Annotated in this window: 20 protein-coding genes; 10 read left to right on the top strand and 10 right to left on the bottom strand. The window is 54.1% G+C overall.

Going from position 1 to position 22,986, the window contains the following annotated elements; all coding sequences use genetic code 11:
- Nucleotides 1–104: 104 nt before the first annotated feature.
- From HNV11_RS19655 to HNV11_RS19625, 7 genes are all read left to right on the top strand, one after another.
- Nucleotides 105–704, top strand: coding sequence for a hypothetical protein (locus HNV11_RS19655; protein WP_171741287.1), 600 nt, complete (start codon nucleotides 105–107; stop codon nucleotides 702–704).
- A gap of 88 nt (nucleotides 705–792) precedes the next feature.
- On the top strand, nucleotides 793–2,238 hold the full coding sequence (locus HNV11_RS19650) for an ATP-binding cassette domain-containing protein (RefSeq protein WP_171741286.1): 1,446 nt from the start codon (nucleotides 793–795) through the stop codon (nucleotides 2,236–2,238).
- 446 nt (nucleotides 2,239–2,684) lie between these two features.
- Nucleotides 2,685–5,135 carry an OmpA family protein gene (locus HNV11_RS19645; RefSeq protein WP_171741285.1) on the top strand — a complete coding sequence of 817 codons (2,451 nt, stop codon included), beginning with the start codon at nucleotides 2,685–2,687 and terminating at the stop codon, nucleotides 5,133–5,135.
- Between the two features lie 51 nt (nucleotides 5,136–5,186).
- Nucleotides 5,187–6,011 carry a 4-(cytidine 5'-diphospho)-2-C-methyl-D-erythritol kinase gene (locus HNV11_RS19640; RefSeq protein ID WP_171741284.1) on the top strand — a complete coding sequence of 275 codons (825 nt, stop codon included), beginning with the start codon at nucleotides 5,187–5,189 and terminating at the stop codon, nucleotides 6,009–6,011.
- 60 nt (nucleotides 6,012–6,071) lie between these two features.
- Nucleotides 6,072–6,680 (top strand): cytochrome c oxidase subunit 3, encoded by a 609-nt coding sequence (locus tag HNV11_RS19635; RefSeq protein ID WP_171741283.1) that lies wholly within the window; start codon nucleotides 6,072–6,074, stop codon nucleotides 6,678–6,680.
- A 277-nt stretch (nucleotides 6,681–6,957) separates the two neighbouring features.
- On the top strand, nucleotides 6,958–8,802 hold the full coding sequence (locus HNV11_RS19630; RefSeq protein ID WP_240163987.1) for a M1 family metallopeptidase: 1,845 nt from the start codon (nucleotides 6,958–6,960) through the stop codon (nucleotides 8,800–8,802).
- A gap of 126 nt (nucleotides 8,803–8,928) precedes the next feature.
- On the top strand, nucleotides 8,929–11,298 hold the full coding sequence (locus HNV11_RS19625; protein ID WP_171741281.1) for a glycoside hydrolase family 20 protein: 2,370 nt from the start codon (nucleotides 8,929–8,931) through the stop codon (nucleotides 11,296–11,298).
- A 73-nt stretch (nucleotides 11,299–11,371) separates the two neighbouring features.
- Here the strand turns inward: HNV11_RS19625 and ubiG are convergent, their stop codons facing one another.
- A complete protein-coding gene (gene ubiG, locus HNV11_RS19620) occupies nucleotides 11,372–12,157 on the bottom strand; it encodes a bifunctional 2-polyprenyl-6-hydroxyphenol methylase/3-demethylubiquinol 3-O-methyltransferase UbiG (RefSeq protein ID WP_171741280.1) in 786 nt (261 codons plus the stop codon).
- A gap of 130 nt (nucleotides 12,158–12,287) precedes the next feature.
- Between ubiG and HNV11_RS19615 the strand changes: the two genes are divergently transcribed.
- A complete protein-coding gene (locus HNV11_RS19615; RefSeq protein WP_171741279.1) occupies nucleotides 12,288–13,745 on the top strand; it encodes an APC family permease in 1,458 nt (485 codons plus the stop codon).
- Nucleotides 13,746–13,815: 70 nt separating this feature from the next.
- On the opposite strand, the gene HNV11_RS19610 is transcribed toward HNV11_RS19615, so the two are convergent.
- Both HNV11_RS19610 and HNV11_RS19605 read right to left on the bottom strand, forming a co-directional pair.
- Entirely contained in the window at nucleotides 13,816–14,358 is a 543-nt protein-coding gene (locus HNV11_RS19610) for a DUF2231 domain-containing protein (RefSeq protein WP_171741278.1), read from the bottom strand.
- A gap of 69 nt (nucleotides 14,359–14,427) precedes the next feature.
- On the bottom strand, nucleotides 14,428–15,186 hold the full coding sequence (locus HNV11_RS19605; RefSeq protein WP_171741277.1) for a ZIP family metal transporter: 759 nt from the start codon (nucleotides 15,184–15,186) through the stop codon (nucleotides 14,428–14,430).
- Between the two features lie 56 nt (nucleotides 15,187–15,242).
- Between HNV11_RS19605 and HNV11_RS19600 the strand changes: the two genes are divergently transcribed.
- Both HNV11_RS19600 and HNV11_RS19595 read left to right on the top strand, forming a co-directional pair.
- Nucleotides 15,243–15,887: a TMEM175 family protein gene (locus HNV11_RS19600; RefSeq protein ID WP_240163581.1), complete on the top strand. Its 645-nt coding sequence runs from the start codon at nucleotides 15,243–15,245 to the stop codon at nucleotides 15,885–15,887.
- A 15-nt stretch (nucleotides 15,888–15,902) separates the two neighbouring features.
- The gene (locus HNV11_RS19595; RefSeq protein WP_171741276.1) at nucleotides 15,903–17,267 is read left to right on the top strand and encodes a peptidoglycan DD-metalloendopeptidase family protein; all 1,365 of its coding nucleotides are present in this window, start codon (nucleotides 15,903–15,905) and stop codon (nucleotides 17,265–17,267) included.
- A 15-nt stretch (nucleotides 17,268–17,282) separates the two neighbouring features.
- Here the strand turns inward: HNV11_RS19595 and HNV11_RS19590 are convergent, their stop codons facing one another.
- From HNV11_RS19590 to HNV11_RS19560, 7 genes are all read right to left on the bottom strand, one after another.
- A complete protein-coding gene (locus HNV11_RS19590; RefSeq protein WP_171741275.1) occupies nucleotides 17,283–17,564 on the bottom strand; it encodes a hypothetical protein in 282 nt (93 codons plus the stop codon).
- Between the two features lie 96 nt (nucleotides 17,565–17,660).
- Nucleotides 17,661–18,230, bottom strand: a complete 570-nt coding sequence (locus tag HNV11_RS19585) for a DUF4136 domain-containing protein (RefSeq protein WP_171741274.1) — start codon at nucleotides 18,228–18,230, stop codon at nucleotides 17,661–17,663.
- Between the two features lie 277 nt (nucleotides 18,231–18,507).
- Complete coding sequence (locus HNV11_RS19580) at nucleotides 18,508–20,175, bottom strand: sensor histidine kinase (protein ID WP_171741273.1); 1,668 nt, start codon at nucleotides 20,173–20,175, stop codon at nucleotides 18,508–18,510.
- Nucleotides 20,176–20,178: 3 nt separating this feature from the next.
- Nucleotides 20,179–21,192 (bottom strand): ATP-binding SpoIIE family protein phosphatase, encoded by a 1,014-nt coding sequence (locus HNV11_RS19575; RefSeq protein WP_171741272.1) that lies wholly within the window; start codon nucleotides 21,190–21,192, stop codon nucleotides 20,179–20,181.
- Nucleotides 21,185–21,598 (bottom strand): anti-sigma regulatory factor, encoded by a 414-nt coding sequence (locus HNV11_RS19570; protein WP_171741271.1) that lies wholly within the window; start codon nucleotides 21,596–21,598, stop codon nucleotides 21,185–21,187. Before HNV11_RS19570 ends, HNV11_RS19575 begins: the two co-directional genes overlap by 8 nt.
- Nucleotides 21,591–21,980, bottom strand: a complete 390-nt coding sequence (locus HNV11_RS19565; RefSeq protein ID WP_171741270.1) for an STAS domain-containing protein — start codon at nucleotides 21,978–21,980, stop codon at nucleotides 21,591–21,593. Before HNV11_RS19565 ends, HNV11_RS19570 begins: the two co-directional genes overlap by 8 nt.
- 12 nt (nucleotides 21,981–21,992) lie before the next feature.
- Nucleotides 21,993–22,859, bottom strand: a complete 867-nt coding sequence (locus tag HNV11_RS19560; RefSeq protein WP_171741269.1) for an STAS domain-containing protein — start codon at nucleotides 22,857–22,859, stop codon at nucleotides 21,993–21,995.
- Between the last annotated feature and the right edge of the window lie 127 nt (nucleotides 22,860–22,986).

Here is a 22,986-nt window from a genome sequence, read left to right as displayed (position 1 = left end):
AGCTTTTTGCCATTATTAAAATTTAGAAAAATTTGAACAACAAGCCCTTAGCAGAGTTAGAACTACATAAATCGATTAATTCGATAGGAAAAAACGACTCAACTATGAAAAAAGTGGTGATGATGGGATTCATGCTGGCAGCCGGCCTGGCCCTCAACGCAAATGCCCAGACAACGAACTCAACGGGCACGACAACCGGAACAACGACGAATACAGGCACGTATTCAAATGGTACGAACACCAACGCAAACTCGGGTACGTATCAGACACAGCCGCCGACGGGCACGAACACAGGAGTTAACGCAGGCACGGGTGTGAACACGGGCGTAAACAGCGGAACGTACTCAACGCAGCCACCAACGGGTGTGAATACAGGCGTAAATACCAATACGGGTACGTATCAGACGCAGCCGCCAACCGGTACAACCGGTACGATGAATAACCAGAGCACCGGTGTAAATACCAACACGGGCACGTATCAGACAACGCCCCGGACAGGAAGCACAACGGGCAATTCGACAACGACCTCGGGTACGTACTCGACCGATACGAACTCGATGCAGCAAGGCTCAACCAGCCGCTCGCAGAACTCAATGAATCCAACAGACCGTACAGGAACGGGTACAACCGGTAATACGAACCGCCGGACAAAGAGTCGGAGTACACGATCGTCCTCCTCTTCTTCGACAACCCAGACGCCCTAACGGCAACGACAAAGTTAAAGTAAGTGCAATTAGGTGTAAGTGAGAAACCGGGCAGGTAACTTTGCATAGTTATCCTGCCCGGTTTTTTATGCGTGAACAGGCTGAATTGATTCAGGTGACTGCCCTGACCGTCCGCCGAAGCGGACAGATTGTGCTGAAGAATAGTACGTTTACCCTGAAACTGGGGGAGTGCTGGGCGATTGTTGGCCCTACCGGGAGCGGCAAAACGACTCTGCTGCAGGCGCTGGCGGGTCAATTGGCGGTTCCGCCGGGTTCGGTCAGCCGCCATAAACCGGTTGCCTTTGTTTCTTTCCGCGAAGAGTCGCGCCAGTTTTCCTATAGCGCTCATTTCTATCAGCAGCGGTACCACGCTACGATGAGCGATGCCGATGACGGCGGCCCCGTAGCAACCCTGCGCCAGTTTTTAGGTGTTTCGGATAGTCCCGAAGAAGCCGCTTTAATTCGTCGGCTGGGTCTGGAGCCGCTGCTCGATTTTTCATTTCTAAAACTTTCCAATGGGCAGACCCGTAAAGCCCGCATTGGCAAGGCGCTGTTGCAGAACCCATCGATTCTGTTGCTAGATAACCTGTTCGTTGGACTGGATGCTGCCTTCCGGGCTGATCTGGTTGACTGGCTGGGTGAGTTGACGGCATTGGGCCTAACGCTGGTGCTGGTGGGCGATTCAAATAACCTGCCGCCTTTCGTGACTCATGTTCTGGCGCTGGATGAAGGGCAGATGGTCTGGGCCGGCCTTAAAGAAGAATATGCGCCCCGATCCGAAACCCAAGGCGACATACCGCTGCCTACGTTCCAGACAAGCCCGAAACCGGCCGATTTTAACGAAGCCTTTCGCCTGACCGACGTAACGATACGCTACGGTGAGAACATAATTCTGGATAGCATTAACTGGCATGTCGGTGCAGGGGAGCGGTGGGCGCTGTTGGGACAGAATGGAGCGGGTAAATCGGTTTTGCTGAGTCTGCTCTACGGCGATCATCCGCAGGCTTACGCCACAAACGTCTGCGTATTCGACCATCGGCGCGGGCGGTCGCGGGGGCAAAGCATCTGGGACGTTAAACGTCGGATTGGGTTTGTCTCGCCTGAACTGCACTTGTATTTCCCGCAGCACCTGACCGCCCGGCAAGTCGTCCTGACGGGACTGACCGACACCTTAACCGTTCCGGCACGGGTTCCGGTCGAAGCCGAGGCTGATCTGGTGCAGATGCTCCATTACTTTGGTTTGAGCCATACGGTAAACCGGGTGTTTGGCGGGCTTTCGTCGGGCGAACAGCGGCTGGTATTGCTGGTGCGCGCCCTGATCAAGCAGCCGCCGGTTCTGATTCTGGATGAGCCGTTTCAGGCGCTCGATGCCCGAAGCGTCCGGCTAGCGCAGCGCTTGCTGGACAACCTGCCTGCCCGAACAATTCTGTTTGTTACGCATGACCGGAACGAGCTCCCCGACAGTATCAACCGAACTTTTCTGCTGGAAAAACCCAGCCGCAAGCCTGACCCAGCCGATATACTGGTTAACTAGTAACTCTCCTAAATTGGTCTGAAATGTCGACATATAGGTAATGAATCCTTGTTTTCGTGACCTCCCCAACAGGGCAGAAGAAGGCAGGAAAAGGCGGTTGGCATAATTTATGATAAATAGGCCAGCGGTTGGACGGTGTAGTAAAACAGGCTGGTTAGGCTACAAACGAGCGAGTTAACCACTCATATACCTCCGTTAACACAACGCTTTCTGGCCGGGCTGGACCAAACAGGCTCTTGGCATGAAATTCGTCTGTATTCAGGCCGGGCAGCCTTCCCTACTGAAAATATAGATACGAAATTATTTTTTCGGTAACAAAATAAGGCTGCTGGCACTGGTAACTACGGCGCGGGTCGTGGGTGGTTAACCGCAATGATTTGACAGGCGAATTCGTTTGCCGAAAGAGAAAAGCCAACTGGCCAGTCCAGTAAAAGTCAATTGCACGAATGAGTTTTAAGGGAGTAACGTGGATTTTAGGAATAGTGCTGTGGCTAAGCAGTTCAATGGCCTGGGCGCAGATCGACTCGTTGTTGCAGCAGGCCAATCGGCTACTCAACTATAAAGCCTATGGCCGGGCAATTGACGCCTATACGCAGGTGTTGAACGAACAGGCCGATCAATTGACGGCCGATCAGAAAGCAGCCGCGCAGAGCAAACTGGCTTATGCCTACCAGCAGGTTGGCGACGGGCCGAAGGCCGAACGGTATTACCGCGAGGCTCTGAACAACAGCACAAAGGATGACCCGCAGCAGACGCTGCAATACGCTCAGACGCTGGCTGGGAATGGTAAGTTCAAAGAAGCCCAGCAGCAGTACGAGCGGTATCTGCAACTCAAGGAAAAACTGCCGGTGCATCGGCTGTCGGCGGTTCCAACGGGTGGGACTACCACCGGGCAGGGGCGAAAAGAACCCACGCGCTACCGACTTGAATACCTGGCGCTTAATTCGGAAGGAGAGGAGTTTAGCCCTGCGTTCTACCAGGATGGTTTGGTCTATGTAGCGGGTAAAAAAGGCGGATCAGCTATCGAGACAACCGGCAGCGGTGGAGGAGCGGGCTACCTCGACCTGTTTTACGTACCAAACCGAAACAACCTGAAAGTCAGCAGCATCATTAACCCTGATGGCAGCATTGGTAAAGTTACCAACGACCGGGTCCGCACAGACCGGCCCCTGGGCAGCGACAGTTATACCCGTGCTACGGCCAACGATTCGCGCACAGCCCCCAACTTCGACGCCGGTATCAACATCACTCAGGGCCTGGGCTACGATGCCCGTCCCCTGAGTCCGTCGCAGCGGTTCAGTAAAACCCTCAATACCCGCTATCACGAGGGTCCGGCAACCTTCTCGCCCGATGGATCGCGGATCATTTTCACACGTAATAATTACAACCAGGGCCGTGCCCAGCAAAGTGCGGAAGGGATCAACAAGCTTAAACTTTATACCGCCCATCAGCAGAACGGCGCGTGGTCGGCCGTGGAAGAACTGCCGTTCAACAGCGACGAATATTCGGTGGGGCATCCGTCGCTCAGCCGCGACGAGCAGCTGCTTTACTTTTCTTCAGACATGCCCGGTGGGTTTGGCGGGACGGATCTTTACGTCAGCCGTTATCAGAACGGCCGCTGGGGACGACCGGTCAACCTCGGCGCATTGGTGAATACGAAAGGCAATGAACTGTTTCCATTCGTGGATGAGGCTGGTAATCTGTACTTTTCGTCCGACGGACGTCGGGGGCTCGGTGGGTTAGACATCTTTTTTGTCAGCCTTGCGAACGGCGCAACGGTGCAGGGGCCGGTCGAGCATCTGGATGCGCCCATTAACTCGCCCCAGGACGATTTCGGGTTCATTACCGACGGAGGTCGGCGCGGGGGTTATTTCAGCAGCAGTCGACAGAATGGAAATGACAACATCTACCGGTTTGTGCGCGAGAACTCGCTGTACGGCTGCCGCGACCTGACCATTCGGCTGTACGATACAGAATCGGATCTGCCGCTGGACAGCGTGACGGTACTGGTTAGAACGCGGGGCGAAGGACGGGCAGACCGGAGTCTGACTACCGACCGCAACGGATTTGTGCAGCTTTGCCTGGAAGCAGAAAACGACTTTACGTTTCAGGCCAGCCGCGACGGCTATATCAACAGCACGGTTGGGTTTACAACCCGTTACCTGACCGACGACCAGCCCACCCGGCTCGAAGTAGGTATGATGAAACCAACCGTGCTGACCGATACGCTGGCTGAAGAACCGACCGATACGGGTCCGCTGACCAGTTCCCGGATTCGGGGAGTGGTGGTGAGCGAGCGTGACCATCGGCCGCTCGAAGGCGTGACCGTCCGGCTTCGCAATGAATGCGACCGAAGCCAGCGTGAATACGTAACCAGAGCCGATGGCCGCTACTATTTCGATCTGATCGAGGGCTGCGATTATACACTGACGGCTTCCAAACCCACTTTTGGCACAAATACAAACCGCATCAGGCGGCTACCGAAGCGAGCCAAACCAAAAGAGCTCTCGGCTGATCTGCGGATGCTGAGTGTCGGCGATGTCGTAACGATCGACAATATTTATTACGATCTGGATCAGTATAGTCTCCGGTCCGGTGCTACCCGCGAACTCGATCGCCTGGTGGCAACCATGCGCAAATACCCGTCGCTGGTTATCGAAATCCGGTCGCATACCGATAGCCGGGGCGAAGCGGCCCACAACAAAACCCTTTCTACCTATCGGGCTAGGGCCGTTGCGGATTACCTGGCGTCGAAGGGCATTAGCCGCAGACGGATGGTGGCAATTGGCATGGGCGAGTCGCAGTTGGTAAATAACTGCACGGATGGCGTAATTTGCACCGATGCTGAACACCAGCGCAACCGCCGGACAGAGTTTAAAGTCGTGTCAATCAAGTAATGATAAATGGACGGCACTGGCTGAGCAGGCGTCATTTATCATTCGTTACTGATGATCTCATTCCCGAATTGTAAGATCAACCTTGGGTTACGTATTACCAGCAAACGGCCCGACGGCTTTCATAACCTGCAATCGTGTTTCTATCCCGTTGGCTGGAGCGATGTGCTGGAGGTGATTCCCGCCGACGCGTTTGCGTTCAGCAGCAGCGGGTTACCCATTCCGGGCGATCCGCAGAAAAATCTGTGCGTTCGGGCGTACAGAGCCTTGAAGGCGGATTTTGATCTGCCGCCCGTTCAGATGCATCTGCATAAGATTGTACCCATCGGTGCGGGGCTGGGGGGCGGCTCGGCCGATGCCGCTTTTGCGCTCAAAACGCTGAACGAGCAGTTCAGACTGGGCCTTGGCCCCCTGCAACTGGAAGAGTATGCCCGGCCCCTGGGCAGCGACTGCGCGTTCTTCGTGCAGAACCGACCTGTGTATTGCGTCGAAAAAGGGGATGTGTTCGAGGAAATCAGCGTTGACTTAAGTGGCTACTATATCCTGCTGGTGTTTCCAGACCTGGCTATCTCAACGGCTGAGGCCTATGCGGGTGTCAGGCCCCATCAGCCCGAAACAGACTTGCGCGAACACTTAACGGCTCCGATCGGTAACTGGGCCGCAACAGTCCACAATGACTTTGAAGACAGTCTGTTTCCAAAGTATCCGCTTCTGCAGCAAATCAAGCAGACCTTCTACGAAGAAGGGGCTGTTTACGCCAGTATGAGCGGATCCGGTTCAGCTGTATACGGGATTTTTAACGCGCCACCGGTCCTCCCAAACCAATTTTCCGGCTATGTCGTTTGGCAAGGTAAACTAGAGAAACAGTTTAGGGGTTAAGAGTTTATGGGGCGTCGGCTGAATGAACCAGACACACTACGACCTCATACTCTGAGTCAAATGAGCAATTTTGTTACGAAACGGCGGGAGCCGTTCCGCTTCATGGTCTGGCTGGGCATCGCAAGCAGCGTGATGCTGTTTACGATCCTGCTGGTGGCTTACGTCATTCGCCGGACCGGGCCGGGCTGGGCCAGCGTAAAACTGCCTAATGTTTTCCTGATCAGCACGGTAACTATTGTTCTGAGCAGCTTCACGCTCCACAACGCTAATCAGGCGTTCCGGCACGAACGATTTGGTAGTTATCGTACCAACATCGGCACGACGCTTGTGCTGGGTACGCTGTTTATGCTGCTGCAGGCCTGGGGCTGGCGGCAGATGATCCGGGGCGGTGTGGGACTGAAAGACAATCCGGCTGGCGGCTTCGTGTATATCATCTCCGGAATCCATCTGCTGCACATTCTGATCGGGATAATTTTTCTGGTCATCGCGCTCATCGAAGCACTTCGCCGACGGCCTTACGTCGATTCGTTTGTGTACAGTGTCAACCCTCCCAATCAGTTGAAAATCCGGCTGATCACGCTCTATTGGCATTTTGTGGATATTCTTTGGGTAGTCCTGTTTATTTTTCTGCTGGTGCATCACGGCCTTGATCTGCGGCTTACGTTATGAGTAGATGCTGCGGCCCGACTGTTCAGCCAGCGCGCCCGAATACAGGATAAGGAGTTCAACTGCCAAACTTCCGGCGCTAAACTGAAATTGCCTGCCGGTTTATCACGTTATTTGTCTAAAAATTAGTTTAGTTTTTCACTTCATGAAAAGAATTGCTCTTTGGGTGGGTCTGTGGGCGTTGGGTCTAACCTCCTTTGCTCAATCCGTAGTACCGGCCCCCGCAACGTCGTCTGCTTCTAAATACGATCCCCTCGCGCTGTTTCATCCGCTGTTTAACATGCAGCCGGGCAATGACTACCGGACCGGCAGCGGGGCACCCGGCCCTCGCTACTGGCAGAACCGAGCCGATTATCAGATCAATGTCACTCTCGACGATCAGCAGAACACCATCTCCGGCGAGGTGACAATCACCTACAAAAACAATTCGCCCGAAGCGCTGCCGTTTCTCTGGCTGCAACTAGACCAGAATGCGTTTAGCGATACCTCGCGGGCGGCCAAAACGACGCCGGTAACGGGAGGCCGTTTCGGTAATTTGGGCTTCGCCGGTGGAATGACCATCACGAGCGTAACTGTTGAGCAGGATAAGAACCGGTTTACGGCTACGCCCTACGACATCACCGACACCCGGATGCAGATCCGGCTGGCGCAGCCGGTGAAGCCCAACGGCGACGCCGTGCGGGTGAAAGTGGCCTACTCGTTTAAAATTCCTGAGTACGGCTCCGACCGGATGGGTCAGCTGAAACGCAGAGACGGCATCATCTACGAAATTGCGCAGTGGTATCCCCGCATGTGTGTTTATGACGACATCGAAGGCTGGAACGTGCTGCCGTACCTCGGTGCGGGCGAGTTTTATCTCGAATACGGCGACTATGAATACGCCGTTACGGTGCCCTGGGATCATATTGTTGCGGGTTCGGGCGAACTGCTGAATCCGAACGAGGTGCTAACCGCCGAGCAGATCAAACGACTCGATCAGGCCCGGAAGAGCGATCAGACGGTTATTATCCGTGGAAAGGATGAGGTCACAAATGCCAACTCACGTCCTAAAAAATCGGGTACGCTGACCTGGCGGTTCCGCTGCCAGAATAGCCGCGATGTGGCCTGGGCGTCGTCGCGGGCGTTCGTCTGGGATGCGGCCCGGATGAACCTGCCCAGCGGCAAACCCGCGCTGGCGCAGTCGGTTTATCCGGTAGAGAGCGCCACTGCGGATTCATGGGGCCGCTCGACGGAATACGTAAAAGGCTGTATTGAGTTCTACTCGAAATACCTCTATGAGTACACCTACCCCGTAGCGACCAACGTAGCGGGGATCGTTGGCGGTATGGAATACCCCGGTATCGTTTTCTGCGACCATAAAGACAAGAAAGACGCGCTCTGGAACGTAACCGACCACGAATTCGGCCACAACTGGTTCCCGATGATTGTGGGGAATAACGAGCGGAAATTTCCCTGGATGGACGAAGGGTTCAACACCTTCATCAATACGCTGTCGACGGCGAATTTCAACCGGGGTGAATACAACCGGGAGCGTGGCACTATGCACGACATCGCACCGGCGCTGTTTTACCCTGTTGAACCGATCATGACCATTCCCGACGTACAGCAGGCGCGGGTGCTGGGTATTCTGGCCTACTATAAACCCGGCATGGGCCTGAAGCTATTGCGGGATGTGATTCTGGGTCCGGAGCGGTTTGATTTTGCCTTCAGAACCTATTTTAACCGCTGGGCGTTCAAACACCCCACCCCGCACGATTTCTTCCGAAGCATGGAAGACGCGGCCGGTGAAGACCTGGGCTGGTTCTGGCGCGGCTTTTTCTACGAGACCTGGAAGCTAGATCAGGGCGTAAGAGAAGTTAAATACGTGGATGGCTCGGCTGAGAAGGGCTCGCTCATCTCCATCGAAAACCTCGAAAAAATGGCGATGCCCGTTACGGTCGAAGTGACCGAATCGAACGGTAAAAAAGGCCGTATCAATCTGCCGATTGAAGTCTGGCAGCGGGGCGGTACCTGGACGTTCCGGTACAACTCGACATCGCCCCTGAAGACGGTTGTGCTCGATCCGGACGAAAAACTGCCGGACGTCAACGAAAAGAACAACATCTGGCGGGCCGAAGCCCAGTAAGAACGCGTTGTCGTCGTTCGCATGTGCGTTGGCCAAAGCAGGGTTCGCTCTCGTTGGTCAACGCACTTTTATATCTTTACCGATTCAAAGTTGTGGGTCATTAATCCTCATCGCAAGAGTTCGTCCATGATAATTCGCTTCGCTCTGATTGCTGTTTTTCTGCTGCAGTTGATTCCTTCGTTCAGTCAAACCGGCGATGTGCCGCTAACGAACCGCTATACCATCATTCCCCGGCCGGCACAGCTTGACCCCCGTGCTGGCGAATTCGTCATCAACCAGACAACAATCATTCAGGTGCCCGTTGCACAAACGGCTCTGAAAGCCATCGCCGATACGTTCGCGAACCAGATTAACCGCGCCAGCGGACTAGGCATTTCGGTGCGCAATGTCAGCAAAACGGTTACGTCAGCGCCGAGCATGGGATCGAACAGTATCCGGTTTGTTCCCGTCAGCGATACGGCGCTGGGCGGGGAAGGCTACCGGCTGGACGTAACCGATAAGCTCATTACGATTGAAGCCGCCCAGCCCAAAGGATTCTTTTACGCCGTCCAGACGCTGCGCCAACTGCTGCCACCAGCTGTGTTGAGCCAGAGCCTGTTTCCGGAATTAGCCAGCCTGACGGTGCCAGCGTGCCGGATTCAGGACCGGCCGCGCTATGCCTACCGGGGGCTGCACCTTGACGTTAGTCGGCATTTCTTCCCGGTATCGTTCATCAAGAAGCACCTGGATCTGATGGCGCTGCATAAGTTCAATAACTTTCATTGGCATCTTACAGACGATCAGGGCTGGCGTATCGAAATCAAGAAGTATCCAAAGCTGACTCAGGTGGGATCACAACGACGCGAAACCCTCGTCGGGCATTACGATGAGTATGACCCGCAGGTGTTTGATGGCAAACCCTACGGTGGCTTTTACACCCAGGACGAGGTGCGGGAGGTTGTGCGGTATGCAGCCACCAAACACATCAATGTTGTTCCTGAGATTGAAATGCCGGGCCACGCCCTGGCGGCATTGACTGCCTATCCGGAACTGGCCTGCGCACCTGGCCCCTATCAGGTAGCCACGAAATGGGGAGTGTTCACCGATGTGTTCTGTCCAACCGAACAAACCTTTACGTTCCTGCAGGATGTTCTGACGGAGGTCATGGCGCTGTTTCCCAGTAAGTATATCCACATTGGGGGCGACGAATGTCCCAAGGATGCCTGGCGCAAAAGTGCGTTCTGTCAGCAGCTCATCAAGCGGGAAGGATTGAAAAATGAGAATGAACTGCAGAGCTGGTTCATTACGCGGATCGACAAGTTCGTCACCGCTAAAGGTCGGCGGATTATCGGCTGGGATGAGATTCTGGAAGGAGGTTTGTCGCCCAACGCAACCGTGATGAGCTGGCGCGGTACTAAGGGCGGCCTTGAAGCGGCCCGCCAGCGGCACGACGTCATCATGACGCCCGGCCAGTTCTGCTACCTCGATCACTATCAGGGTGACCCGGCTATGGAGCCAACGGCCTTTGGCGGGTCGTTGCCAATACAGCAGGTCTATTCCTACAACCCAACCCCAGCCGAACTGTCGCCTGCCGAAGCAACCCATATTCTAGGCGCTCAGGGTAACCTCTGGACAGAATATATTTCGACGACGAGCCAGGCTGAATATATGTTCTGGCCCCGGGCTGTTGCTCTGGCCGAAGTGGTCTGGACACCGCTGGCCCAGAAGAATTACGACGATTTCGCCCGTCGGCTACCCACCCACTTCGATCGGTTGGCGAAGCTCAATGTCAACGCTGCCCGAACGTTCTTCGATGCAGCGCCATCGGGCAAGGCAACACCCGGAGGTAATGTTGAGGTATCGCTAACGGCAGGGCCGCAGGCGCCTGAAACTCGGTACACGATAGACGGGAGTACGCCATCGGGTGAATCGCCCCGGTATGAAAAGCCACTATTGCTCGATAAGTCGGCCACCGTTCGGGCGGCTACGTTCAACGTCCGTAAACCACTTAGTCAGCTTGCCAAGGTGCAGAAAGAATATCTGGTTTCGAAAGCTACTGGTAAACCCTATACCCTGCTTACTGGGCCAACGACTGGCCGTCCCGACAAAAATTATGCTCTGACTAACGGGACTACGGCCAGCATGGGCGGGTATGAATTGAGTGATGTCGTTTCATTCACCAATGACATCAACGCCATTATTGATCTGGGACAGTCGCAGCCGGTGCAGAGCGTTCGGGTGGGTTTTCTGAAGTACACGGCTAAAAATATCTGCCTGCCCAAACAGGTTGACATTGCCGTTTCGGACGACGGAAAAACCTTTCGGCCGGTGCTGACAACCAAAACCAATGCGGCCGAGGGCGGCAAGCGGGGCGTTGTCCGGTTACCGTTCGATTTTACGCCAACAACGGCCCGTTACGTACGGATTGTTGCCCAGAACATTGGGCAGGTTCCGGCGGGACTGCGTAATCCCGGTAAAACCGCGCAACTGGCCGTGGATGAGATTGAAATAAACTAATTGACGGGGCAGTAGTGTCATCAGACTATAAAATCGGTAGGTATTCCACAAACTTTATAGCCTGATGACACTATTACTTTTTCCGGGCCCATCCCATATAACACAGATTCGTATCCCGGCCTTCGCGCATTTTCATGCATTGGCCAAGCTGGCGGAAAGTCCACCGGCCGGATGTGCGTTGGCGCAGGTAGTAAAGTGTTTTCAGCAGGTTATAATCGCCCACCATGCCGCGTGTGTTCTGATTGAGTAACCCATTGGCGGCCAGCTTGTGAATCAGCTCCGACGGTTTAATGAATCGCTCGTATCGGTGCTGATTGGGTTCCATAAACGCCCATCTCGGCCAGTCCTGAGCGATTTTGATGAGAAACAGCCAGCTCAGCCAGGTTCGGTTGACGGTGTCATACAGGAATATGCCTCCCGGCTTCAAAACGCGGCTGATTTCAGCCAGGACCTCATCAACGTTCTGTACGTGTTCGAGCACATCGCAGCAGCTCACGTAATCGAATGACGCATCGGCGAAGGGCAGGCTTTCGCCCGCACCGACCGAATAGCTGATCGGCAAACCCTGCTGTTTGGCATGGTGACGGGCCGTTGCGACCGACGAGGCTGATGGATCAATGCCCGTTACAGTCACACTCAATCCCGCGAATTCTTCGGCCAGAATACCGCCCCCACAACCTACGTCCAGCAAAGTCCGGCCCTGAACAGGAACATTCTGATCCTGAAAAATCCGTTTGAAATAACCCATTCGCGCTGGGTTAACGGAGGTTTTGAGCATAAAAAACAGCTCGTCGGGGTTCCACCAGATGTCGTGGTCGGCGTCGTAAACGGTATTATTGGTGCAGGGCTCGGCAAGCATGGCAGGGCGGTGTTAAAGGAATAACCAGATTGCCTGTCTCCTGTTCAATCCGAATCCTGGTTGCATAACTTGCTTTTCCGGCCAGCGGGATGCTTCTTGTATCTTCATTCATCTAAACCTGCCAATCTCTGTGCAAGCTGTTGCCGACGAAAAAACTGATTTCAAACGCTCGCTGAGCCTGATCGACTCGACGCTCATTGTGTCGGGTTCCATGATCGGCTCGGGTGTGTTCATCGTTACAGCCGATATGGCCCGCAATTTGGGTGCGTCGGGCTGGCTGCTGATGCTCTGGGTGCTGACGGGCCTTCTGACCGTAGCGGCTGCGCTCAGCTATGGTGAACTGGCGGGTATGATGCCCAAAGCGGGTGGGCAATACATTTATATTCAGCGCGCCTATGGGCACCTGACAGGCTTTGTTTACGGCTGGACGGTATTTACCGTCATTCAGACCGGCACCATTGCCGCCGTGGCCGTCGCCTTTACCAAATACACAGCTGTGTTCATTCCGGCCCTTAGCCCCGATAATGTGCTGCTGGCGCTTGGGCCGGTCAAGGTATCGGCCGGATCACTGTTTGCCATTGCCAGTCTGGTGCTGCTAACGTGGCTGAATAGCCGGGGTGTGCAAAGCGGAAAACTGATTCAGAACGTGTTTACGTCGGCCAAACTCATTGCGCTGCTCGGGCTCATTGTCGTCGGTATTGCTCTGGGGCTGAATAGCGGACTGCTGTCAGCGAACTTTGCCAGTGCCTGGGATGCCAGTACAACCACGGCAACGGGCGAGGTGCTGCCGCTGGCAGGAATGGCGCTGGTGCTGGCCTTTGGTACGTCGATGGTGGGGTCGCTCTTTTCGGCCGACGCCTGGAACAACGTTACGTTCATTGCCGGCGAAATCAAGAACCCGCGCCGGAACATCCCGCTGGCTCTGTTCTTTGGAACGCTCATCGTAACGCTGATCTATTTCCTGGCTAACGTATCGTATCTCTCGCTGTTACCGCTGAAGGGCTCGCCTACGGCTACCGACATTGTGGGGCGGGGGATTCAGTTTGCCGAAGCGGACCGCGTTGCAACGGCCGCTGTCTCGACCATTTTCGGCAACATTGCCGTAGCCTTCATGGCTGTCCTGATTATGATCTCTACGTTTGGCTGTAACAACGGGCTGATTCTGGCCGGAGCGCGTCTATATTACGCCATGGCCAAAGATGGTCTGTTTCTAAAACAGGCATCGCATCTGAACCGCAACGCCGTTCCGGGCCGGGCACTGTGGCTGCAATGCATCTGGGCGTCGCTGCTGTGCCTGTCGGGTACCTACGGCGACCTGCTGGATTATTGCACCTTTACGTCGCTCTGCTTTTACATTGTTACCATTGGCGGACTGTTTCTGCTCCGGCGCAGCGAACCCGCCACCGAACGACCATACCGCGCTTTTGGCTATCCGCTTGTGCCAGCCCTGTATATTATCGCTGGCCTGACCATCTGCGCCATATTGCTTTATACGAAAACCTTCAATACGGGTATGGGCCTGCTGATTGCCGGCCTGGGTATTCCCGTTTATTTTCTGACAAAGCGGGGGCAGCGGGAGGAAGCCTGAACACCCTAAACGCTCTAAAAACAGGAGGCCCGATTTGCAAATCGGGCCTCCTGTTTTTAGAGCGATATCCTTACGCAAATCGTTCGCGACCGCGTGTATCGTGGAGTCTGCCACCTTCGCCGTCAATATCCGTGGCAGGTCGTCCCGACAAGGAATTAGGCGAGTTCAGGTGCGCTCCATTATCCACGCCAACGCCCAGCCGATCGACCAGCTCACCGCCGAGCCAGCCTGTTATGCCAGCTATCAGAAAGGCCGCGTAGGAAAGAATCAGAGCGCTTTCTGTAGGAATGTAACCCGCTTCGTCGCTACGGAACAGCCAGCTTACCCCAAATAAGAGCAGAACCGTAACGTTGCCCAGGCCGTGCACCAGACCAATTCGTTTGGCCCGCGTACCGCCGGGAATGGCAAACCAGTCAATCCAGCCCGGTATGGCTGCTACTAACCCGCCCAGTAATCCCGCTACGATCATCCAGTAAGAAACCAGAACAAACGTTGAGTTGTCGCTGAATAGATAAATAGTATCAAAAATCACCGCTGTCGCTAACAGGCCCAGCGGAAATACAACTAAAATTGGGTGAGCCGCGTGGCCCGCCAGTTTAGCTCGGCTTTCCATAATTGTTGATGAGTTTTAGTAATTAACAGCCTTTTTAAGCTGATGTTCAAATTATTAGCTAGTGGGGTTCTAGCCACTTAGCTTCGATAAAATAAACGCCAGCAGAAAGCCAACAACGGTAATCAGACCCGCAAAATCGCGCGCTTCCTCAAAGGCTTCGGGCACCATGGTATCGACCAGCATGGCTAGAATTGCCCCGGCCGCAACCGCTGTTGTAGCCGCAATGATTTCATTGTTGTAATGCTGGAATACCGTGTACCCGACCAGAGCGGCTACGCCCGAAATAAGCGCGATTGCCGCCCAGACGCCCAGCACGTACCCTACCGATCGACCGGATTTCTTCATCCCGGCCGCGCTCGATAATCCCTCGGGAATATTTGACAGAAACACGGCTGCAACAGCGGCAATGCTCACGCCTTTGCCACCCAGCAGACTCAAACCAATGACAATCGATTCGGGGATACCGTCCAGCAAGGCACCTACGGCTATCGCCAGACCACTACCGTCTTTTTCCTGCTCGGAAGATTGCTGTGTGCCAGAACGCTTTCGGTGTTTGGCTCCCTTATTGGCCAGAATGTAATTAGCAAAGGTATACACACCGGCTCCGCCCAGGAAGCCAATAGCGGTTGAGTCGAACCCGCCCGCGCGATAGGCTTCATCCATCAGATCGAAAGAGAGCGCCGAAAACAAAACGCCACTGCCAAAGGCCATAATGCCCGCAATCAGTCGCTGGGGTACATGAACAAAGTAGCCAATAGCGGCTCCAATGAGCAACGCGCCCCCTGATAGCAGCCCCCAAAGACCGGCACTTAACCATTCCGGAATCATGCAAATAGAATTAGATACCTGATAAGCTGAACCATCCGGTCTGACTTTTGTTGAAAATGACAATCACGAAACGCATGGCCGACTTTCAGGAAAACGAAACTGTACGGATGGAAGCCTTTAGTGATGGTGTATTCGCAATTGACATCACCCTGCTGACGTTCGAGCTGAAGCTGCCTGTTTTCAAGGAAGAGCATACCAGCCGGTCGCTGTTTTTTGCCATGCTCCATCAGTGGCCCAGTTACGTAGCCTTCCTGCTGAGTTTTGCTACTATCTTCGTCATCTGGGTCAATCATCACCGGATGTATAGCGTCATCCGTCGAAGCGACGCCCGGTTCATGTACTATAACGGGCTGTTGCTGCTGTTGACGAGCCTGATTCCATTCACCACGAACATCCTGGCCCGCTACATCCAGACCTCGGCAACTGAACTGGCGACTGCCCTGTCTATGCTTGTCTTCGGCGCTACTACAGGAACGTTTTATCTGATGTGGAACTACGCCACGCAGGATTATTATCTGCTCAAACGGCCAGCCGCTGATGTCCGAATTCATTCGGTGCGCAATGGATTGATTCTTAGTTCGAGCATCTATAGCGTTTCGGCGCTGCTGGCAGCGGTGGCACCCTACGTAAGTTTGTTTATTGGTTTGCTGATGGTTGTGTACCTCTCCCGGTTGAAATATCACCGGGAAAAAGTCGTTTAATAAGTGAGTAAGCGTATGATATCCAGGAATCTAATCCAGTTTTTTTTGATTGGGCTGCTAACCCTATGGCTGGGTGCCTGCACAGGCGTTGGCCCCGCTACAAACCTGTTTCGGTCGGCGTCCCCGCATGAGCAGTATGCGCAGTCATTGAAGGAGGCTAAACTGGATCGAACGGCCCTCGGCACCGATTGGCTGACTGCCAGTGAACGGGCCTTGGGAGATTCGCTCAGAATTAAAGTGCCGTACCGGGAGAGTGGTTACTTTCCGGCTACCCGGGCCTTTGCCGTTGGCTATCGGCTCGATGCGCAACGGGGCGACCGGTTTCTGGTGCGGGTTGAAACCCAGGGCCATAAAGCTACGCAGGTTTTCATCGATGTGTTTGCGCTGGAGGCTCGGGGAAAAACCAGTCTGCTGGCTTCTTCCAAAGCCGACACAAATATTTTAGCCTGGGAGCCACGCCGTACGCAGAGCTACCTGATTCGTATTCAGCCCGAACTGCTTCGGAGCGCCAGCTATACGATTTCAATTACCCGCGAACCTGCCCTGAGCTTTCCGGTGCAGGGGCGCGACGGTCGTCAGATCAGCAGTTTCTTTGGCGCATCCCGCGATGCCGGCCGTCGCCGGCACGAAGGCGTAGATATTTTCGCTCCGAGGGGTACCCCGGCCATTGCGTCTGTTGATGGAATTATTTCGGGGGTAGGTACCAACCGGCTGGGCGGTAACGTCGTCTTCCTGTCTAATAATGAACGGAGCATCCGGCTTTATTACGCCCACCTTGACCGCTGGAATGTGGCCAATGGCCAGCGAGTTGCGGCAGGCGATACGGTCGGTTTCGTTGGCAATACGGGGAATGCCCGGACAACCGGCCCGCACCTGCATTTTGGTATTTACGGTTTCGGCGAAGGAGCAACCGATCCGCTGCCCTTCATCCGGCTCGGGCGGGGCCCGGCAAAACAAACTTTATTAGCCGAATCGCGACTGGGCGATTCGGTACGAGTATCGGCGGCTCGCTCGGTAGTGCGGTCAGGTCCCGGCAGCGACGCATCCGTTTTACAGGAGCTTCCAAAAGCCGCATTAATGACCATTGTGGGTGGCACTGAGTCCTGGTTACGCGTCGAACTGCCTGATGGCCAGACGGGTTACGTCGCAAGCAGCACTACCGAAACGGTCAGCCGACCACTCCGGCGTCTGAATCTGCCGACAACCAGCAATTTGCTGGACGCTGCCAACCCTTCGGCGGCTATTATCAAAACGCTTTCGCCGGGTTCTTCGGTGGATATTCTGGCTAAAGTTGGTTCATTCCAGCTGGTGCGTGGAGCCGACGGCCAAACGGGCTGGCTGACCTTATCTACTGAATCCGACGGACAAACACGCCGGTAAAGGGGCAATACAGCATTACAGTCTTTTGAAAACACGTAGCGAATCGTTACCTGAGACTGCACCCGGTAAGGAGTCAATCGGGGCAGTCGTAGCCGCCCTACTTACCCGGAGTTGTTGCGTCAGGTCGTCAATCCGGCGTTTCTGTCGAGCAATAGTCTGCCGGAGATCCTGAGCTTCATCTTCCAGGCGCTGGTGCCGTCGGTCGGCCACCTGTAGCAACGCCATTATGCCCACCAGGAGAACAACAATTACCGTCAGGAGTGAGTAAATCGCTCGCTGGCTGGTTGATGAAGGCATGGTAAAAACTAAGGAAGCAAGTTTACGGAGGATAGATAATACAAAAAAGCCCTCAACTCGTTGGAGCTGAGGGCCTGAACCTAAGCAGTTAAACGCTTATCGGGCTGCACCGTAGTCCTGCCCGGCACTTTCCGGGAAGTTCTTCATGATGCTGGTTACCGTCTCACGGAAAGCCTGATCGCGGTCGCGCTCTTTGTTGCGGTTGTTCAGCTGACCCGTTGCCCAGCCCTGCCAGACGATGTCGTTGGTGCGGGCATCAATAACGTTGACAACCACGCGGTTTTCTTCGTATTGACGCGAGTACACGTTGTTACCCATGCCGCCATACCACCAGGAATAAGGCGAGTACATGTTGTTTGACTGGATTTGCTGACGATCGCGTGAATCGGTAAAGAACCGGACGACCAGATCCGCTTCGCCCTGCGTAACGGGCTTGTAGCCACGTGCTTTGAGCGACTGATCCAGGGCGTCGGCAATCCGGCGCTGGTTCAGGCTACTGCCTACAATGGGGTCGGCGTTACGCTGCCGGTCCGCTTCAATCCGGTACGTCGTGAACTGGCGGACGTTTACCTTCGGGTCGTAATCGTACTTGACCGTAATGGCCGGGGCGCAGGACGCCAGCGTACCGACGACGAACAGACTGCTGATTATGCCTTTAAGTTTCATGTGTTTTTAGAGATCGTTAAGTGGTGTCAACCAACTACTAAACGCTAAGAAAATAGTCGTTCGTATATGACACTAGAATAACTAAAAACCCGCTGGGTTAGTTCCAGTTTATTGGACGCGTATAGTGACAGAGCAGACGTTTTATCGTTTGTGAATCAGGTAGTTATCTCGTTGGATGGCTTGACGCTGGTGGCAAAGCCGCTAATGTTAAAATAAGTTAATTCAGGATGCAATTGAGTCAGCGGCCCCGGACGGAAATATGATGAATAAGCCTTTGTTACAGAGGTAGATAAATAATAAACGTAGCGCCCTGGCCGGGTTGGCTGCGAGCCGTGAGGTAACCGCCGTGGTTATCAACTACTTTTTTGCAGACTGCCAGACCGATGCCCGTACCGGCGTACTCATTACGGCCGTGTAGCCGTTGAAACAGGTTGAAAATCCGGTCGGTATGTTTCTGGTCGAAGCCGATTCCATTATCCCGTATGCTGATTTCAACATAGTTTCCCAGCAGGCTGGAGTAGGATAAGCCCTGAACCTGGGGGTCGTTGAGCACCAAGGCGCTGATATGAACCAGTGGGACCCGTTCAGAAGGAGTAAATTTCAGGGCATTACTCAGCAGATTCTGAAACATTTGCCGGAGCTGCAGATTGTTACCCTGTATCGTCGGCAGCGGGCCAACCTGAATATCTGCCTGCCGATCCTGAATGGCCGTTTCCAGATCGCTCAGAACCTCTGTCACTAGTTGATTTAAGCCAACGGGCCGGAACGACGGCGTTTCTGTATTTAGTCGGGAGTAGGCCAGCAGGCCACGAATCAGTTCCTGCATTCGGCCGGTAGCCCCCTGCATCCGTCGGATGATGTCCTGGGCGGTGGGGTCGAGTACGGGAGCATACTGCTCGGTCAGCATCGTGCTGAACGCCTGAATTTTACGTAGAGGTTCCTGTAAATCATGGCTCGCTACGTAAGCAAACTGCGCCAGTTCGGTATTGCTTCGGCTTAATTCACTGATGTCGCCTTCCAGCCGCTGACGGCTGTTTTCCAGCTGGCTTTGGCTTTGCCGCAGTTCTTCGTTATCGCGCAGCGTCTGCTCTATCACCTTTTGGGCGTGAATATCGGCCATGAAGCCATTCCAGTGCAGGAGCTGCTGAGCCGCGTCGCGTTGGGGACTGGCCGAAACCATATGCCACATACCCTCGCCGGTTGCGGCATGACGAACCCGCCATTCACCCCGGAAAGGCAGACCGGTAGCCACGCTGTCGGCCCAGGCCATCCGGACAGCGGTCTGATCATCTTCGTGAAAAAGAGAAAGCCAGCCGACCGCGTTCAGCTCAGGTAAGGTTTTGCCGGAGAAGATCGTTAGGCCCTGATTGGCATAAATTAATCTCCCCTCCGGCGTCAGCGAAAAAATCAACAGAGGCAGCGAATTGGTCATCTGCCGGTATTGCTGGTCGCTGATCTGGAGCCGCTCGGCCAACTCCTGCAACTGGCTGTTTTTACGCTTGATATCGTCGTAGGGCGATGCCGGTGGCTCGCGGTTAAACAACCGTTTCCAGCTTTCTACGCGGGCCATACTAACCGTCTGAAGATCAGAGACCGGACAGGATAGCCGAATATCTGTACCCTGATCGGTGACAGAAATGGTTAATTCGTCAACCAGACGCCGGGCATTATTCAGAGCGGTATCGGCGGCTTCCGTCTGGTAGCGACGCCGATCCTGCAGGCAAGCCATAATATGCCAGCCCTGCTCATCGGCATTTACGCCCAGGGCCAGAGAACCACGACCTCGTTCGGCCAGAGCAAGCCGCGCCACTTCGGATACTGCTGTTGCAAAGGTCGTTTGTGAGGCCAGAGACATGCCCGCCAGTTCGCCCAGTTTCATACTGCGTTTATGAACCAGGATCAAATCCATCTCATTATCCAGGTTCAGTTTGGTGAGTTCTTGCATAAGTCAATAAATCCGGGCAACCAACACCGACACATCATCCGTTCGGCGGGCATGTTCTTTGTAAATCGCAGCGGCCAGAATGGTTGGGTCATACCGGCCCGCGCCTGGGTAGCGGGCTGGGTTCCAGCGTGTCTGGATACCATCGGAGGCCATAATCAGGCATTGTCCTGGTTCATAAGAAAACTCCTGCTCGATTAACGTGCGGGGAATGTTATAACCAAGGATGCCGTTTTGCGCCATGTAACCTCTTGTTTTTTGTGAGCCATTTATCTGCGCACGGATATTACCTACCCCGCAGAGTTTCCATTTCCGGCTGGCAAATTCAAAAACCGCACCGGTGCCTGCCAGTCCACGACTGTTGATGGTTGCCCGATGCACGGCCGTTAGCCAGGTTGCAGGATTAAGCTCGTATTGTGATTCAAGCGTCCGGAGGGCTTGTTGAGTCGCTTTCTGGGCCAGCAAACCATGCCCCAGACCATCGCTCAGAAAGACTTTCAGGGCGGTTGTCGTCAATCGGCTATAGATTCCGTCGCCACAGGCTGTTTCACCTAACCTGGGTACAATCACGGCCTGAACGTCGGCCAGCGCTGGCTGGATGGGCGGACTGACCGGTTTCTGAAACACACGCACCAGGCCGACTGTCCCCCGGCCGGGTAACGAGTAAAGCTGGAATACGTCGGCCAGGCGACCAATGGCTCCCAAACCTTGTCCCAGTGAGCCCCCTGTCGAGACGCCGTCTGTCATCATCCGTCTGGTATCAACCATACCGGGCCCATTGTCAAGACTAATGAATTCAAGGCCTGGATTAACTGTACGAGTGATGGGACGGACCAATAGCTCGCCTTCCCTGGCATACTTAACTAAATTGGAGGTCAGTTCGGCGATAATAATATCAATTTCCCCAAGTTTTTTTGCTGAGAAGCTTAGTTCGGTTGCCAGCAAACGTACTTCCCGTTTAAGAATAGCCACATAGGAGCGATCCGTGACGGGATAAGAGCGATGGGGCGTATTAATCATTTAACCATTTAATAACGATAATTGTAGTTCCTTCATCAATTACACTAATCAGACTGAATTCATCCACCAGTCGTTTGGCTCCTGGCAGCCCTACGCCCATGCCGCTACCGGTCGAATAGCCATCCAGCATGGCCTTGTCAATATCCGCAATACCGGGGCCCTTGTCGGCGAAAGTTAACCGAATTCCGATTTTATGATGCCGCCGGATCCGTTCAATCTCAACACGGCCATTTACGGCGTAGTTGAGCATGTTGCGGGCGAGTTCGCTGGCGGCTGTGACAAGTTTGGTTTTATTCAGGCTGCTCATCCCCACCTGCGTAGACTGCTGGCGAATGAGCTGACCGAGCAGGATCACATCGCTCTCCTGCCGAATCGGCAACGTTTCGGTCGATAGCGTCTCAATCATTGTTCGATTGGAGCGTCCTGCGGTCGGTGCCTACTTTACTCTGAAGCAAAGCAATGCCCCGTTCTACGTTCAGAGCCGTATGGATACCGGCCAGGGGCAGACCCAGTTCAACCAGGGTTATGGCTACTGAGGGCTGCATACCAACCACCACCGTTTCAGCATCCAGAATACGGGCCATACTGGCAATATTGTTCAGTATGCGTCCCATAAAAGAGTCTACAATCGTTACCGCCGATATATCAATCATAACGGCGCGCGATTCGTACTCGGAGATTTGTTTGATGAGGTCGGCTTCGAGGTCAAGCGCGAGCCGGTCGTATAGGTCTACCTGAATGGTCACCAGCAGAAACTGTCCCATTTTCAGAATCGGTATGCGTTCCATATAGCATTACGATCAGTTAGAAAAGGAAGTAGTTCCTGCTTTACGGACTTCGAGCCGCATGACGGTAAACGCATGCTTAAGCGCGCTGGCCAGCGTGGCTTTAGTGATTACGTACGACAGATCAATGCCCAGGTGAACAATAGTCTGCGCAATTTCTGGGCGGATACCGCTGATAATGCATTCGGCCCCCATAAGACGGGTGGCGTTGACGGTTTTAATCAGGTGCTGAGCCACCATTGAATCGACGGTAGGAACGCCCGATATGTCTAGAATGGCGATTTCACTACCCGTACGAACAATTTCCTGAAGCAGGTTTTCCATGACCACCAGCGTTCGCGAACTGTCCAGTGTACCAATGAGCGGCATAGCCAGAATCCCATCCCAGATCTGCACTACGGGGGTCATCATGTCCGTCATCTCATCCGTCTGGCGGATAATAACCTCTTCGCGGCCCTGAATAAAGGTTTCGAACGTCCGAATACCCAGATTATCAATAAACTTGCTGATCTGCAGCGTGTTGGCCAAGAGCAGCGGTAAATCGTTTTTGCGGTCGTGCTGTAGAATTTCCAGCAAGGCGGCTTTCAGGCTAAAAATATAAGTGCCTGTTTCCCGGGGGGTAAAACCCTGTCTGGCACGCGATAGGGAGATGCCGGCGAGTAAATCGAACAGGGGCTCCAGGGCCGGATCGTCCAGCTGAGTGAAGGTTTCGTCGGTCATGACCTCAGTGAGCGTGTCCAGAAGCTCCTCCGACTGGTTTCGCAATTCGGCATTGCTCATCAGATCGTCGCGCAGGCTACCATCGGCCAGCTGGTTTTTCATCCACAAAGTCAGGATTTGATTTTTTTTCTGGCGCAGTAAGCCAACGATGGAATCGCTCATTAGGTCAGTTGTGTCAATATTATATCAAATGTAGTAAAATGAAAATTGAATTAACGGAGCAGTTACCGATAACCTGTACCCGCAAATAGCAATAAACCCACCGCCGGTTCCGGCGGTGGGTTTATTG

This window comes from Spirosoma taeanense (assembly GCF_013127955.1).
Classification (GTDB): Bacteria; Bacteroidota; Bacteroidia; order Cytophagales; family Spirosomataceae; genus Spirosoma; species Spirosoma taeanense.
Note: the sequence above shows the minus strand (reverse complement) of the source record. Positions and strands in the feature narration are given on the sequence as shown.